Source organism: Mariniflexile sp. (genome assembly GCF_052728615.1).
Window position 1 is genome coordinate 41452 of the sequence record NZ_JBFVFE010000017.1, and the last position, 15558, is coordinate 57009.

Here is a 15558-nt window from a genome sequence, read left to right on the forward strand (position 1 = left end):
AATCCGTCTTCGGTCTCCTGAATATTCTCTATTATTTATTTCTATTTTCTATTTTTTGTACACCCGTCATCCGTCTTCGGTCTCCTGTCTATTTTCTATGTTCTATTCTCTATTTTCTGTACATCCGTCTTCGGTCTCCTGAATATTCTCTATTCTCTATTTTCTGTCGTCAGACCCAACGCTTTCCCTTTTTCCAACATCAACTTAAACGCCGCATTGTAATCATTTGGAATATCGCCTTCAAGAATGGCTTCTTTGATGGCTTCTTTTATAATTCCTATTTCTTTTGATGGTTTTAAACCAAATGTTTGCATAATTTCTTCACCGGAAATGGGGGGTTGGAAATTACGAACGTGGTCGCGTGCCTCCACTTCAACAATTTTTTCGCGAACCATTTTAAAGTTGTTGTGGTATTTGCTGAACTTTTTAGGGTTTTTGGTGGTAATGTCGGCTTCACAAAGCGTCATTAAATCGTCCACATGATCGCCTGCATCAAAAACCAATCGTCTGACTGCGGAATCGGTAACTTCTTCATTGGCCAACACGATGGGGCGCGAGCTCATCAATACCATTTTTTGGACAAATTTCATTTTGTCATTCAATGGCATTTTTAACCGTTTGAACAAACGGTATGCCATTTTAGAGCCTTCAAACTCGTGCCCATGAAACGTCCAACCTACCTTTTTACTGAATTTTTTTGTTGGGGCTTTTCCAATATCGTGCAACAAAGCCGCCCAACGTAACCATAGGTTGTCTGTATTTTTAGCGATATTATCGACAACTTCCAAGGTGTGGTAAAAGTTGTCTTTATGGCGTTGCCCTTCCACTTCATCAATGCCTTTTAAAGCAACGAGCTCGGGCAAAATGTAATCCAATAGTCCCGTTCTTTCCAAAAGCAGAAACCCAACGGAAGGTTTTTCACTTTCAAGAATTTTGTTAAGCTCCACAACAATGCGTTCGTTCGTTATGATTTTAATTCTTTCGGAATTTTTGGAAATAGCTTTTAATGACTGGTCTTTGATTGTAAAATGAAGCTGTGTTGCAAACCTAATGGCGCGCATCATGCGCAACGGGTCGTCGCTATACGTGATATCTGGATTTAATGGCGTGCGAATGATTTTATTTTTTAAATCTTCAATACCATTAAAGGGGTCTAGCAAATCGCCAAAATGAGCTTCGCTTAAATCCAAGGCAAGGGCATTTATGGTAAAATCCCGTCGGTTTTGGTCGTCTTCAAGTGAGCCGTTTTCAACAGCTGGGTTTCTGCTGTCTTCATTATATGATTCCTTTCGTGCACCAACAAACTCAATTTCAATAGCATCGTATCGGAGCATGGCGGTACCGTAGGTTTTAAAAATCTGTACTTTTGGTTTGTTGGGTAAGTTCTTTGCCACCTGTTTGGCAAGTTCAATGCCATCGCCAATGGCAACTACATCAATATCTTTGGCATCGCCACGTTTTAAAATAAAATCGCGGACAAAGCCACCAATTACATAGCTGTCTACATGTAATTCTTTAGCAGATTGTGAAATTATTTTGAAAATAGGATGTTGTAATGCTTCTTTGTAATTCATATTTTACCGCAAATTCGCAAATTATTTTTCTTTGAATCTATAATCGTTTTACTCTTTAACAAAAATTACTATGTAAATTCACTGTTATTTTAATATCGAATATTCTTTACCGCAAATTCGCAAATTATTTTTCTTTGAATCTATAATCGTCTTACTCTTTAACAAAAATTACTATGTAAATTCACTGTTATTTTAATTTCGAATATTCTTTACCGCAAATTCGCAAATTATTTTTCTTTGAATCTATAATCGTCTTACTCTTTAACAAAAATTACTATGTAAATTCACTGTTATTTTAATATCGAATATTCTTTACCGCAAATTGCTTCGCCTGTTCGCTATCGCTCGGGTCGTGAATTATTTTTTCTTTGAATCTATGATGCGTTTGTACTCCAAGGAAATTAAGTTAAAATTGACTAAAAGCGCTAGCTTATAACCCGATATTTTTAAATAATTAAGGCATTGATTATAATGGTTTGCATGAAAACACTCCACTGTTTTTATTTCTAATATAATACTGTTGTACACAACAAAGTCAGCATAAAATTTATGTTTTAGAAAAGTATCTTTATATTTTACTTTAAATTCTTTTTCTCGTTCAAATGGAATATTATTTTTATTAAACTCATACTCTAAAGCATCCTTATATACGATTTCTGAAAAACCTTTACCGAGATTTTTATGAACTTCAAAAAGAATACCTACTATTTTATAGTTTTCTTCCTTGAATATATAATCCTCTTCCATTTAATAAATAATAATTTGCGAATTTGCGGTTATTTATTCCCTAATATTTATTACCGCAAATTCGCAAATTTTATTTCTTGAACTATGATATGTTTGTGCGTCAAGAAAATCAAGTTAAAATTGGACAAAATTGCGACTTTATAATAATGTTTTTTATATGATCATCATTCATTCTAATAAATAATAATTTGCGAATTTGCGGTTATTTATTCCCGTATAATCTTCACAACCCCATTGTTGCTCAATTTAATAATGGATGATGGTTTATTGCAAATTTTTTCGTGGTGCAAATTTACAACATAGTCCACACCTTTTAAAATAGCTGATGATATTTCTTTGAACGATTTTGGTGTGGGTTCACCACTTACATTCGCCGACGTAGAAACTATGGCACCATTAAGTTTCCGGCAGAGTTGAAAGCAAAATTCGTCATCAGGAATTCTAATGGCAATAGTGCCATCCTCTGCAATTAAATTGGATGCCAGATTTTGAGCGTCATCATAAATGATGGTGGTAGGTTTATCGGTAATGTCTATAATATTCAAGGCTACTTCAGGTATGTTTTTTACGTATTTTTTCAGCATTCTGTCGTCTGCCACCAAACAAATCAAGGCTTTGGAATCTGTGCGTTGTTTTAGTTCGTAAACTTTTTTTACGGCTTCTTCATTTGTAGCATCACAACCTATGCCCCAAACGGTGTCTGTGGGGTAGAGGATTAGTTTGCCTTCTTTTAAAACTTGTATTGCTTTATTTATTTCGGTTTGCATAGTAGTTTCCCGTTAAATTTCATTAAATATTTTTTCAAGTTGTTCTATGTTTTTTTTCCATGAAAAATTAACGGAAAAATAACGATTTCCTTTGTTGGCAATTTCTATTCTGTAGGCATCATCATTTAATAATAGCTCAATTTTTTCAAAAACATCATTGACATTTTTTGGTTCAATAGCCAACCCTGTTTCATTATTTATCAAATAATCTTTATGGCCTCCAATATTAGTTGCTACCAACGCACAGCCACACGATAGCGCTTCACATGGAGGTAGGGCAAAACCTTCCTGAATGCTTGTTGTTAAAAAAATAGCATGGGAATTATAGATTTCTGGAAGATTTTTTGGCTGGGAATAATAATTGAAAATTTCTGGAAAGTTATGTGGTTTTATTGGAGTGCCAAACATTGAAATAGTAACCGAAGGGTGTTTTTCTTTAATTTTAAGTAAAGCATCCATGCCATACGAAGTACCTTTTCTTTTTTCATTTGAATAAAGCATCAAAATAGAAGGTAAACGTTTTTCAATCCCATTTTTTATATAAAAAACGTTGTTATCGATGGCATTGAATAAAGTATATGTTTTTTTTACTGATTTCGGATTGACAATTTCATACAGATATGTTGCAATAACAATATTGGTTGTTTTGGGTAAACCATACGATTTTAATAGCAGTTCTTCATGGCCTTTCCAATTTTCATAATCTTGAATTAGGTTTATTTTTTTCCCTTTTTCATCACTTAATCTATCTACTTCCAAAGCAGTTGCCCACCATGTGGATATAATAAAATCGGCATTGGAAATATAGGCATCAGTAACCCTTTTAACATTAAAGGATTTTATATTTGGATTTAATTTAAACCATTTGGGGCGACTTGTTTTTCGTAATTTGTGTAAAATAGCTCTTAAAAAATAGGGTTTTTTATATTTAGTATAAGAAGTGTTTAAAGAATGATATATTTGTATTTCATATCCTTTTTCGGCTAAAAGATTAGCATACGTGTACATGACTTTAGGGCCGCCATTGGGACGTTTTGTTGGAAAAGGTAATATAAAATTGATTTTTTTTGAATGTTCCATTTATAAGAAATTTACATTCAATGATAATACTTAATTTTAACACATACAAACTAAAAAACAATCGAATTGCACTTAAAACATATAAAATAAAATATTTATGCAAAAAAAATTGGTAACCATCATAATACCTATATACAAGGCAAACCTTTCCAAAACAGAGCAGATGTCTTTAAATCAATGTATGAAGGTGTTGGGCGAATTTGATATTGTTTTTGTTCAACCAGAAAAACTAGATAGTTCATCCATAAATTTTGGAGGAAAAATAAGAACAGAATTATTTCCAGATCATTATTTTGAAAATGTTTATGGGTATAATAGTTTGATGCTATCGGAAGATTTTTATAAACGTTTTTTAGATTTTAAGTATATGCTAGTTTATCAATTAGATGCGTTTGTTTTTAAAAATGAATTGAAAGAATGGTGCGATAAAGGCTATGACTATATAGGAGCGCCATGGATTGCTTCACCAAACACCATAGTAAAAAAAATACTTGGAGTGTTCGATTCTAAAAGGAAAAAGGAGCGGAGCAAAATATTTTTTAAGGTCGGTAATGGTGGATTTTCGTTGAGAAACATTCCTAAAAGTTATAAAATAGCGCAAGAAATGAAAAGCGAAATTGAAACTAATTTAAAGCGAGACAAAAACGATTTTTATATCATGGAAGACGTTTTTTGGTGTATAACAGTGCCCAAACATTATCCTGATTTTAGTATACCAGAATATAGAGAAGCCTTAGGTTTTGCAATGGATAGAAAGCCCGATTTGGCATTTAAACTCAACAAAAAAATACTTCCTTTTGGCTGTCATGGTTTCGATAAACCAAAAGTTGAAGGATTCTGGAAAGATATTTTGATTTCAAATTACGTAGGGTAGAAATTTTCCAGGATTACCAATAAAGTTTAATAACTTGTTTTTTTTGAAATTATAATATAAAAAGTAGTTGATAGTAAATACAAATGAAGAATCATATTGAAATTAATTCAGCTTTTAAAAATGATAGTCCCTTTTTTAATCAAATTATTTTAAATTATGATATTGGGGGCACGCCATTTGGCAATCAAGATAGAAATTCATTAAAATTATTTCAATTTAAGGGTATGACTGTTAATGTCAAATCTTTTAGAATCCCAAACATCATCAACCAAATAGCCTATCGTTTTTTTAGAAAAAGTAAAGCGCAGCGCTCTTTTGAATATGCCAATAAACTTACCCAATTGCAAATTGGCACACCGCAACCTATAGCATATTTTGAATATGGAACCCCATTTTTGTTCAAAAAAAGCTATTATATAAGCGAGCACTTACCGTACGATTTAACGTATAGAGAATTAACAACGGATTTAAACTACCCAAACCATGAGGCCATTTTAAGGGCGTTTACACGTTTTACTCATAATTTGCATAAAAACAATGTTCATTTTTTAGATCATTCTCCAGGAAACACCTTGATCCAATTAAATAACGGTGATTATAAATTTTATTTAGTTGATTTGAATAGAATGAATTTTGAACCCATAGATTTTAAAACTAAAATCAAGAATTTTTCAAGACTTACTATTCATAAATCGATGGTTGAAGTGATGAGCGATGAATATGCAAAATGTTCAGGTTATAATTATGAAACTGTATTTAATCTTATGTGGCAATCTACACAAGATTTTCAAGAAAAATTCCATCGAAAAAAACGGTTAAAGAAGAAGATGAAGTTTTGGAAATGATTATTTAGTCGCGGTTGCAGTCGCAATCGCAGTCAAGGATAAACCCATAAACTTTTTAAACCCATAAACTTATTCCCTGCCCCGTCTAAACAACCACAGTTTCACATACCGCATAAAAACAACGTACCCTTGAATGAAGCCAATGGTCAAGCCTACCACGCCATCCCTAAAGCCACTCTGGACAATATAGTGTTTAAAAAATCCCCAAAAAGGCTTCACTACAAAATGATACGGTGTTAATCTGCCCGTTTTTTTATCATAATCCTTGGCTTGCCAAGAGGCGTACCGGTTCATTTTTTCAATGTACTTGTCAAAGGTAATATACGTGTTATGGTATAATTTGTTTTTTAATTTGCCAACAGTACCATTGGCAATAATTTCTTCATGCACATATTTGTCTTCATACTTGCAAAAATCACGTTTGAATAATCTAATCACCGAATCGTTTCGCCAACCACTGTAATGTACGGTTTCGCCCATAAAGTGGTTCAATCTACCAATCCAATAGGCAACCACTTCCTCATTTGGATTTTTTAAAATATCAATGATTTCATTTTTAAGTTCAGGCGTTACGCGTTCGTCAGCATCCACCAATAGAATCCATTCGTGGGTTGCTTGCGGAATCGCCCAGTTTTTTTGGGAAGCGGCGTAATCAAATGGCCGCTGAATCACTTTTACCCCAAGGTCGATGGCTTTTTCATAGGTTCCATCGGTGCTAAAACTGTCAACTACCAAAATCTCATCGGCGAAACGTACTGAAGCGATAACCGCTTCGATATTGTGTATTTCGTTGCCTGTGGGGATGATGGCGGTTAGTTTGGTCATTATAAACTCTTATGTTAAAGAAAAATGAAAAGCTAATTTATGAAAGTCTTAAGTTTCTCAATAAAAAACCTAGGCTTAAATGCTTTGTAAAGTTGTAAAGCGTTTTTTTTCATGCTCTTTTCAGCTTTATTGGAATACAGCTCTGGCTTAAAGTCTTTTAAATGCACATTTACATGGTTGGCGTCTTCAAAGGTTCCCCAAGTAGCTGTGTCAATCCAAGGTGAAAAAATGGCGAATGTTCTAACATGCAATGCTTTTGCCATATTGATAGCGCCACCTTCATTGCCAATCAAAGCATTGCAATGGTAGGTAATGGCTAAAAAATCTCGCAGGTTTTTACCAAAAACATCAAAAGCGATGTGTTTTTGCGTTTCGGGTTTGCATAAATCAAAAATAGCTTTGGCTTCCGTTTTCTGATTGGGAATGTAATTAAATAACACCTGGCCTTTGGTTTGTTCAACAACACAATCGATGACCTCTGCCATATATTCAAATGGATAGGTTTTATTCATACCACTTCCTAAAACACTCACCATATATAATGGTTGGTTTAAACGGATTTGGTGTTTTTCCAAAAAGGATTTACTGGTTTCAATTTCTTCTTCAGATAGAAAAATTTCAGGTTTGCTAGATCTTTTATAGATGCCCAAAGGCTCTAATAATTGCAACCGATTTTCAATAGCCAATCCACTGCGGGAGGTTGCTCTTTTTTTTCGTTTCACATGGTGATGGTACAAAAACGATGTATAATGTTTATGATAGGAAATTTTTGTTTTGGCACCAGAAAACAGCGTGATGAGGTTGCTGGATAATTTTGAATACACATCAATAACCACATCAAATTTTTTCCTTCTTATAACTTTCGCAAGTTTAAAAAGTTCTTTTTTGCTCGACTCAGCTTCTTTTGTAAAAAAGATAAAGTGATCGATGTATGGATTGTTTTCAACCACAGCAAATGTGTGGCTGTTTATCAAGTAATGTAATTCGGCTTGTGGGTTTTCATCTTTAATAGCCTTAAACAAAATACTAGATGTCAACACATCGCCAATCATTTTATTTTGTATGATGAGTATTTTCAAAGGTTTTTATTTAATGACAAATTTTTAGTTGACGGATGACAGATGACCGATGACCGATGACCGATGACCGATAACTGAATACTGCGACTGAATACTGCGACTCCCTATTAAACCGCTACGTCGTTTTCACGAAGTGCATTGTTCAACGATGTTTTCTTATCGGTACTTTCTTTACGTTTCCCAATAATCAACGCACAAGGAACTTGATATTCGCCCGCAGCAAATTTTTTGGTATAACTACCAGGAATCACTACCGAACGTGCAGGTACGCGACCTTTCATTTCAATAGGTGTATCGCCCGTAACATCAATTATTTTCGTGCTCATGGTCAGCACCACATTGGCGCCCAAAACAGCTTCGGTTTCTACACGAACGCCTTCAACAATAATACATCTAGAGCCTACAAATACGTTATCTTCAATAATTACAGGAGCCGCTTGTAAGGGTTCTAAAACACCACCAATACCAACACCACCAGATAAATGGACGTTTTTACCTATTTGTGCACAACTTCCAACAGTCGCCCACGTATCAACCATAGTACCTTCATCTACATAAGCACCAATGTTTACATAACTTGGCATTAAAATAGTGCCACGGGAAATATAAGCACCATGTCTTGCAACGGCATGAGGCACCACACGAATCCCTTTTTCAGCATAACCTCTTTTTAACGGAATTTTATCGTGGTATTCAAAAATTCCGACTTCAAAAGTTTCCATTTTTTGTATAGGGAAATATAAAACAACGGCTTTTTTCACCCATTCATTCACTTGCCAACCCTCTTTTACAGGCTCTGCGACTCTTAATTCACCTTTATCCAATAATTCTATAACAGCCCTTATGGCAGCTATTGTTTTTTCATCTTTTAAAAGGTCTCTATTGTCCCAAGCTTGTTCTATGGTTTGTCTTAATTCGGTCATCTGTGTTATAATTTTTGGCAAATATAATAGGTATCGGTTAAAAAACGGGAATGAAACTAGGATAATATGAATTTTAGAATGATTGAAATGATGTCCTTAATCGACCATTTTCATAAAATTGAGAAATCATTTTTCCTTTAAATGAAAAAGATTAACCGATGAACGGCATTTTGAGTGTATTTCGTCTTTTCAATTTAGCAGTTTATCTATTCATCGGTATAAATATGCCGCTCCACTACTAATCGAAAATTAAGTACATACAACTAATTTATTGTGCGTAAGCTTTAATGTGCCTATATATTTGTCTCATCAAACAATAACAAACCGATGAAAACGAATTTCTACTTATTATTAATATTCTTATTAGCTTTCACTTTTGGAAATGCACAAAGCACTACTGAAGTTGTAAATAATGAAATTAACAATACGGTATCTGTTTCCCAAAATGATGATCAAGTTACTGCAACTGTTGAAACTACAACCAATACAGTAAACGAAAATGAGGTTTTGTTGATTGATGCTTCTGATGTAAAAGAATCTATCGCACGTTCAAGCAGTGATATTAAAATTTACTTCAACCGTTTAAGAAATGTAGATAATTTAAATTTAATGTTTCCTAAAATGAACAAAGCTGTTAAGGCTTAATTTAAAACGAGTTCATATTCATATATTATACTAAGGTTAAATCAATTGAAAAGGCTTTCTTTAAAAGAGAGCCTTTTTTAATTTTATGCCGTATTTTTGCATTAAACAGATTTTATGGCTCGAATTTTAGCAATTGATTATGGTATGAAACGCACTGGTATTGCCGTAACTGATGCATTGCAAATTATAGCTTCAGGACTTACAACCGTTAATACCAACGAGCTTCTTCTTTTTTTAAAAGAATATGTTGCTAAAGAAGATGTTGAATTGTTTATAGTAGGAGAACCAAAGCAGATGGATAACACGGCATCAGAAAGTGAAGCGTTGATTATCCCTTTTTTGGAAAAACTACAGAAACAATTCCCTCATATTCCCATGCAACGTGTGGACGAACGTTTTACTTCCAAAATGGCATTTCAGACCATGATAGATAGCGGATTGAAAAAAAACCAACGGAAAAATAAAGCGTTGGTTGATGAAATTAGCGCAACACTTATTCTTCAAAGTTATTTGTATTCCAAACATTGATGGTGCAAATTTATTCGAGTAAGGTTGAATGGTCTTATTTCCATTCATGATTTTTCGTTTTTAAATTTGTGTGAATTCCTGAAATTCGTGTCTTATTCATTTAGAATTCCTAAATAAGTATTGTATTTTTGCACCAAATAACAGAAATTCCAACCATGATTTTACCCATTGTAGCCTATGGCGACCCTGTTTTGAAAAAAGTGGGAGTCGATATTAGTAAAGAATATCCAGATTTCGATGTGCTTCTCCAAAACATGTTCGAAACCATGTATAATGCTTTTGGCGTTGGTTTGGCAGCACCTCAAATAGGTTTGGCCATTCGACTTTTTATTGTGGACACCACGCCATTTTCTGATGATGAAGATTTAACCGCCGATGCACAAAAGGAACTAAACGGTTTTAAACGTGTTTTTATAAATGCCAAAATAGTGAAGGAAGAAGGCGATGAATGGGCGTTTAACGAAGGCTGTTTAAGTATCCCGGATGTGCGCGAAGATGTGTTTAGACAACCAACGGTAACCATGCAATATCTTGATGAAAATTTCGAACCACATACCGAAGTTTTTAATGGTTTGATAGCTAGGGTAATACAGCATGAATACGACCACATTGAAGGTGTTTTGTTTACCGATAAACTATCAAGTTTAAAAAAGCGTTTAATAAAAGGAAGACTTACCAACATATCCAAAGGAAAGGTTGATGTAGATTATAGAATGCGCTTTCCCGACCAAAAAAAGAAACGATAATATTTGCAATACACCTATAAACAAGTGATATTTGTCACTTTCAAAAAATAATTTATGAGTTTAGAAAAAGTACTTGCCATAGCAGGAAAACCAGGATTATACAAATTAATTGCCCAAACACGTGGTGGTTTTGTAGCTGAATCATTAATAGATAAAAAGCGATTATCGGTTAGTGTTCAACAAAATGTGAGTGTGTTGAGCGAAATTGCTATTTACACTTTAAGCGAAGAAGTGCCTTTAAAACAAGTGCTTAAAAACATCAAGAAAAAAGAAAATGGTGGACAAACTTCTGTTAAAGCAAAAGACAGTAAAGACAAATTAGAGGAATATTTCTTTGAAATTTTACCTGATTACGATGAAGATAGGGTATATGTTAGCGATATTAAAAAGGTAATACAATGGTATAATTTATTGCAAGAGCATAAGATGCTGGATTTAGAAGACGAATCTAAACCTAAAAAAAATAAAGTAAAGGACGAAGAAGAGTAAATAAATACTTCGTTTTCATTAAATTTAAGGCATGGTTTCAAAACAGGAATCATGCCTTTTTTAATTAGTGATTATGAGCATTTCAAAGAAAACAATTGGTAATATCATTTTTTTAGTGGTAATAGCGGTATTGATTATTCCACAAACAAGGCAACCCATCCAAGTTTTAATGCATAAGGCTTTGGCTTTTGTAAAACCTGTAACAGTACGTACCGAGAAACTTGCCAAATTGCCTAATTACAACTGGAAGTTAGCTGATGAAAACAATGCTGTTTTTGATTTTGAAGAAGCTAAAGGACAAGTGGTTTTAATTAATTTTTGGGCCACTTGGTGTCCGCCATGTATTGCTGAAATGCCCAGTATGCAAAAGCTTTATGATGATTACCAAAATAAAATCGTGTTTCTTTTTGTTACCAACGATCCGTTTAGCGCCATCGACCCCTTTTTAACAAAACACAATTACACTTTTGAAGCGTATAGACCAGCAGAAGATTATCCGGAGTTTTTCAATATATCCACCATTCCCAGAACTTTTTTAATAGATAAAGATGGTAATGTTGTAATAGATGAAAATGGCGCAGCCAATTGGAATAGTAATTCAATTAGAAAAACTATAGACGGATTGCTTGAATAATATTTAAGAATATACCAAAAATGTAATTAAGCTCAAATCATTCATAACAAATCCCTTCAATAAGTCCTCCCCTTTTTTCAAGGGGAGGTGCCGAAGGCGGAGGGGTTAAAAGTTGCGATTTCGAGAATATGGGATGTTTTTGTCATTTACTAAGAAATAATATATAAAAAACTTGAAAATGAATATAGTTGTTTTAGATGGTTATACGTTAAATCCTGGGGATTTAAGTTGGGATAAATTTAGAGAGTTTGGAGATTTAAAAGTTTGTGACAGAACCGATTTTAATCCAGACGAGGTTTTAAAAAATATTGGTACTGCAGAAATTGTTTTTACAAATAAAACACCTTTGCCAAAGGACGTGCTTAATAAAGCTTCAAACTTAAAATATATAGGTGTTTTGGCTACGGGTTTTAATGTGGTAGATATTGCAGCAGCCAGAGATTTAGGCATAACCGTTACCAATGTGCCAGTTTACAGCACCACTGCCGTGGCACAATTTACCATGGCTTTACTTTTGGAAATGTGCCACCAAGTTGGTGATCATGATAATGCGGTTCAACAAGGTAACTGGACAGCATCGTTGGATTTTTGTTTTTGGAATTCCCCACTTATAGAATTGTCAGGAAAAACCATGGGTATTATTGGTTTTGGCAGGATTGGGCAAGCCACTGCAAAACTAGCACAGGCATTTGGGATGGATATTTTGGCTTATAATAGAAGCAAAAACATGGAATTGGAATCGGCTACCTGTAAGTATGTGGAATTGGATGAACTATTAAAATCATCCGATGTTATTAGTTTACATTGTCCGTTATCAGAATCCAATAAAGGCATGATAAATAGTGATGCTATTTCTAAAATGAAAGATGGCGTGATGATAATCAATACTTCCAGAGGTGGATTAATTCATGAATCAGATTTAAAAGATGCCCTCAATTCTGGAAAAGTAGCAGGCGCAGCAGTGGACGTAGTTTCTGTGGAACCTATTAAAGCAGATAACCCATTACTTTTGGCTAAAAATTGCATTATTACACCTCATATTGCGTGGGCACCCAAAGAGTCTAGAAGCAGATTGATACAAACGGCCGCTGAAAACTTGGAAGCTTATTTGGAAAGTAAACCTGTGAATGTGGTGAATAGATGAGTAAAGCATTTAGTTGCGTAAAATTTAAACTAACATTCGGTTGTTAATTAAAATTTTGGAATAAAGCTAAATCATTTAAATAGATAATTATCTTTACAATATGTACAGAGAAAAACTAAAATTTATTGACCTCTTTTGCGGAATTGGGGGTTTTAGAGTAGCTTTTGAGCAAGCTTGTGAGGAAAATGATATTCAACCAGATTGTGTGTTTTCTTCGGATATTGACAAATATGCCCAAGAAAGTTACGAAGAAAACTTTGGGGAAAAACCTTTTGGTGATATAACCAAAATTAATGAAAACGATATTCCAGACCACGACATTCTTTTTGGCGGATTTCCGTGCCAACCTTTCAGTATCATCGGACAAATGAAAGGTCTAAACGATACACGAGGAACATTGTTTTTCGATATTGCGAGAATAATAGAGGCGAAAAAACCAAAAGCCTTTATTTTGGAAAACGTCAAGCAACTTGTTGGACACGACCAAGGAAAAACTCTAAAAGTCATTGTTCAATCTTTAAAGGATTTGGGTTATCACGTTCAGTATAGTGTTTTAAACGCTCTTGATTACGGTTTACCTCAAAAGCGTGAAAGAGTTGTAATAGTTGGACACAGAGAACCAATTATGTTCACATTTCCAAATCCCGAAAAACCTTATAAATCATTAAACGAAATACTGGAAACCAAGGTTGACGAAAAATACTTTGCTTCCGATTTTATTCAAGAAAAACGAAAAGACAAACACCAATCTTCCTATTATCCATCAATTTGGCACGAAAATAAATCGGGCAATATTTGTTCATATCCTTATTCTTGCGCACTTCGTTCGGGAGCTTCACACAATTATCTTTTGGTAAATGGCGAAAGACGTTTGACACCAAGAGAAATGTTTAGACTACAAGGATTTCCGGATTGGTATAAAATTGTTGTGAGCGATGCGCAAGCGAAAAAACAGGCTGCTTAAAAATTTATGATAAAATCCATACGTAAAAAATCAATTCTTGTTGGACTCTTTCTTTCAAAATTCGATAAAAAAGGAATTGCATCATTAGGCTTGCAAAGTTTTACAGAGGCTTTCAATGTTTTAGGACTTGCAATTGGAGCGAAACCTGCTTCAATCAAAAACTATCGTGATGAATTTGACCCATATTTTCCGAATAATAGAAAAGGTTGGCACAAAAGAGAATTTAGAGAATATTGTCAAACAATTTATAAAGAATATTCAAATTTAGATTTTTTAACTTTTCAAAAATTGATTAAGTCTTTTACAATTGACAATTATGACATAGAAGAAATTATTGCTCAAACTGATGAATCAGAAAACTTAAATGCTGTTGCGAAAAGATTATTGACAGGCAATGCGGCAGAGAAATATTTTATTAACAATTATAATTCAATATCAAATTTTGATGGCTTCAATTTAAAACAAACTACAAATTTAGCTTGTGGTTTTGATTTTAAATTATCAAACGACAATGATTTTTATTGTGTTGAAGTAAAGGGAATTTCTAAATCTTCTGGAAACATTTTATTTACTGAAAAAGAATATAAAATGGCAGAAATTTATAATGATAAATATTGTCTTTTCGTTGTAAAGAATTTTGTTGAAAAACCATACCACGAATTTTTCTTTAACCCGTTATCGAGTAATTTAATTTTTAAAAGAACAGAAACTCAAATTACTCAAATAAATTATAATACATCATTATGAAAAACAAATGGGAATGTCATTTATGTGCAAAAGAATTTTCATTAAAAAAAATGATTTCTGGTTTTTTAGGCAACTTTCATCCTATTTGCAAAAAATGCGCTGATAAATGTATTTCTGAAAATAATATTCATAAAAAGAGATTAACTTTTCATTATAAATATGGAGAAATAAAAATGTGTGAAGGAGTTCCTGTAGAATCAAATTTATATAATCAAAATTAAGAACAGTCAATAAATCGGTTGCTGCCTTCCCACTAAACCAATTCAATTCAGATTTTCCGTACTTACTCGGACAAGAAATCGTCTACCTTTTGGCAAGTAAAGGACGTGGCGACCTCGAAGGTTCAGAATGGGAACAAATCTTCGCAATTTGCATCGGAGCAGATTGGAAACCTTCAAACGTCGGACTTGACGATGTTGTAATGGGAAACACAGCTTGGGGCGCAAAATCTGTAAAGTCTTCATTAAAAGATTTTAAAAATCTAAAACAAATCCGACTTATTTCGGGCAGAAATTCACCAATCTATTCATATGGCGGAACAATCGACATAACTGCTGACCCAAATGAAATTGGCGAACAGATTTTGGAAATTTGGAACGAACGAGTTTCAGCAGTTCGCGAAAAATTCAAGAATTTACGAACTGTTGTTCTTGTCAAATCAAACGACCTTTCACAAGTTGCAGTTTTTGAGTTTGATACAATCAGATACGACCCAGAGCTGTACGATTTTCTTTGGAATCCACGAGGAAATTTGGAAGGTTTCGTGAAAGGAACTAAAACCAAACGCTTTACTTGGCAACCACACGGTTCACAATTTACAATCCACGAGCCTGTTCCTGAACATACGTTGATTTTAACTATCAAGCAACCTGAAAGATTGGACAAGGAAAAAATTCTTGACGCAATCGGATTTGATAAGTCTTGGGTAACAATAGAACGGAAATAAA

19 protein-coding genes are annotated in these 15558 nt (G+C 33.8%); 12 read left to right on the forward strand and 7 right to left on the reverse strand.

Annotated features, from left to right (window positions below; genetic code table 11):
• Nucleotides 1-149: 149 nt before the first annotated feature.
• The 4 genes from ACU1LP_RS08620 to ACU1LP_RS08635 form a co-directional block, all read right to left on the reverse strand.
• Nucleotides 150-1574: a CCA tRNA nucleotidyltransferase gene (locus ACU1LP_RS08620; protein ID WP_445734429.1), complete on the reverse strand. Its 1425-nt coding sequence runs from the start codon at nucleotides 1572-1574 to the stop codon at nucleotides 150-152.
• A 357-nt stretch (nucleotides 1575-1931) separates the two neighbouring features.
• Nucleotides 1932-2321, reverse strand: coding sequence for a GxxExxY protein (locus tag ACU1LP_RS08625; protein WP_445734428.1), 390 nt, complete (start codon nucleotides 2319-2321; stop codon nucleotides 1932-1934).
• Between the two features lie 206 nt (nucleotides 2322-2527).
• Entirely contained in the window at nucleotides 2528-3088 is a 561-nt protein-coding gene (locus tag ACU1LP_RS08630) for an L-threonylcarbamoyladenylate synthase (protein WP_445734427.1), read from the reverse strand.
• Between the two features lie 12 nt (nucleotides 3089-3100).
• On the reverse strand, nucleotides 3101-4168 hold the full coding sequence (locus ACU1LP_RS08635; protein ID WP_445736049.1) for a glycosyltransferase family 4 protein: 1068 nt from the start codon (nucleotides 4166-4168) through the stop codon (nucleotides 3101-3103).
• Nucleotides 4169-4265: 97 nt separating this feature from the next.
• Between ACU1LP_RS08635 and ACU1LP_RS08640 the strand changes: the two genes are divergently transcribed.
• Together ACU1LP_RS08640 and ACU1LP_RS08645 are read left to right on the forward strand one after the other, a co-directional pair.
• The gene (locus ACU1LP_RS08640; RefSeq protein ID WP_445736050.1) at nucleotides 4266-5042 is read left to right on the forward strand and encodes a DUF5672 family protein; all 777 of its coding nucleotides are present in this window, start codon (nucleotides 4266-4268) and stop codon (nucleotides 5040-5042) included.
• Nucleotides 5043-5125: 83 nt separating this feature from the next.
• Nucleotides 5126-5887, forward strand: a complete 762-nt coding sequence (locus tag ACU1LP_RS08645) for a lipopolysaccharide kinase InaA family protein (protein WP_445736051.1) — start codon at nucleotides 5126-5128, stop codon at nucleotides 5885-5887.
• 69 nt (nucleotides 5888-5956) lie between these two features.
• Here the strand turns inward: ACU1LP_RS08645 and ACU1LP_RS08650 are convergent, their stop codons facing one another.
• The 3 genes from ACU1LP_RS08650 to ACU1LP_RS08660 form a co-directional block, all read right to left on the reverse strand.
• The gene (locus ACU1LP_RS08650) at nucleotides 5957-6712 is read right to left on the reverse strand and encodes a glycosyltransferase family 2 protein (protein WP_445734657.1); all 756 of its coding nucleotides are present in this window, start codon (nucleotides 6710-6712) and stop codon (nucleotides 5957-5959) included.
• Between the two features lie 32 nt (nucleotides 6713-6744).
• Nucleotides 6745-7791, reverse strand: a complete 1047-nt coding sequence (locus tag ACU1LP_RS08655; RefSeq protein ID WP_445734656.1) for a glycosyltransferase family 9 protein — start codon at nucleotides 7789-7791, stop codon at nucleotides 6745-6747.
• Between the two features lie 107 nt (nucleotides 7792-7898).
• A complete protein-coding gene (locus tag ACU1LP_RS08660; RefSeq protein WP_445734655.1) occupies nucleotides 7899-8714 on the reverse strand; it encodes a 2,3,4,5-tetrahydropyridine-2,6-dicarboxylate N-succinyltransferase in 816 nt (271 codons plus the stop codon).
• Between the two features lie 327 nt (nucleotides 8715-9041).
• Here ACU1LP_RS08660 and ACU1LP_RS08665 point away from each other — a divergent pair, with 327 nt between their 5' ends.
• The 10 genes from ACU1LP_RS08665 (at nucleotide 9042) to ACU1LP_RS08710 (ending at nucleotide 15557) form a co-directional block, all read left to right on the forward strand.
• A complete protein-coding gene (locus ACU1LP_RS08665) occupies nucleotides 9042-9359 on the forward strand; it encodes a hypothetical protein (protein WP_445733218.1) in 318 nt (105 codons plus the stop codon).
• 114 nt (nucleotides 9360-9473) lie between these two features.
• Nucleotides 9474-9887, forward strand: a complete 414-nt coding sequence (ruvX, locus tag ACU1LP_RS08670) for a Holliday junction resolvase RuvX (protein WP_445736052.1) — start codon at nucleotides 9474-9476, stop codon at nucleotides 9885-9887.
• Nucleotides 9888-10042: 155 nt separating this feature from the next.
• The gene (def, locus tag ACU1LP_RS08675; protein ID WP_445736053.1) at nucleotides 10043-10633 is read left to right on the forward strand and encodes a peptide deformylase; all 591 of its coding nucleotides are present in this window, start codon (nucleotides 10043-10045) and stop codon (nucleotides 10631-10633) included.
• Between the two features lie 54 nt (nucleotides 10634-10687).
• Nucleotides 10688-11122 (forward strand): DUF5606 family protein, encoded by a 435-nt coding sequence (locus tag ACU1LP_RS08680; protein ID WP_445736054.1) that lies wholly within the window; start codon nucleotides 10688-10690, stop codon nucleotides 11120-11122.
• A gap of 73 nt (nucleotides 11123-11195) precedes the next feature.
• The gene (locus ACU1LP_RS08685) at nucleotides 11196-11756 is read left to right on the forward strand and encodes a TlpA family protein disulfide reductase (RefSeq protein ID WP_445736055.1); all 561 of its coding nucleotides are present in this window, start codon (nucleotides 11196-11198) and stop codon (nucleotides 11754-11756) included.
• Between the two features lie 178 nt (nucleotides 11757-11934).
• Nucleotides 11935-12900, forward strand: coding sequence for a D-2-hydroxyacid dehydrogenase (locus ACU1LP_RS08690; protein WP_445736056.1), 966 nt, complete (start codon nucleotides 11935-11937; stop codon nucleotides 12898-12900).
• A 100-nt stretch (nucleotides 12901-13000) separates the two neighbouring features.
• On the forward strand, nucleotides 13001-13864 hold the full coding sequence (locus ACU1LP_RS08695) for a DNA cytosine methyltransferase (RefSeq protein WP_445736057.1): 864 nt from the start codon (nucleotides 13001-13003) through the stop codon (nucleotides 13862-13864).
• 6 nt (nucleotides 13865-13870) lie between these two features.
• A complete protein-coding gene (locus ACU1LP_RS08700; protein ID WP_445736058.1) occupies nucleotides 13871-14611 on the forward strand; it encodes a DUF3883 domain-containing protein in 741 nt (246 codons plus the stop codon).
• Nucleotides 14608-14832, forward strand: a complete 225-nt coding sequence (locus ACU1LP_RS08705) for a hypothetical protein (RefSeq protein WP_445736059.1) — start codon at nucleotides 14608-14610, stop codon at nucleotides 14830-14832. Before ACU1LP_RS08700 ends, ACU1LP_RS08705 begins: the two co-directional genes overlap by 4 nt.
• 89 nt (nucleotides 14833-14921) lie before the next feature.
• On the forward strand, nucleotides 14922-15557 hold the full coding sequence (locus tag ACU1LP_RS08710; RefSeq protein WP_445733000.1) for a hypothetical protein: 636 nt from the start codon (nucleotides 14922-14924) through the stop codon (nucleotides 15555-15557).
• Nucleotide 15558: the final 1 nt, after the last annotated feature.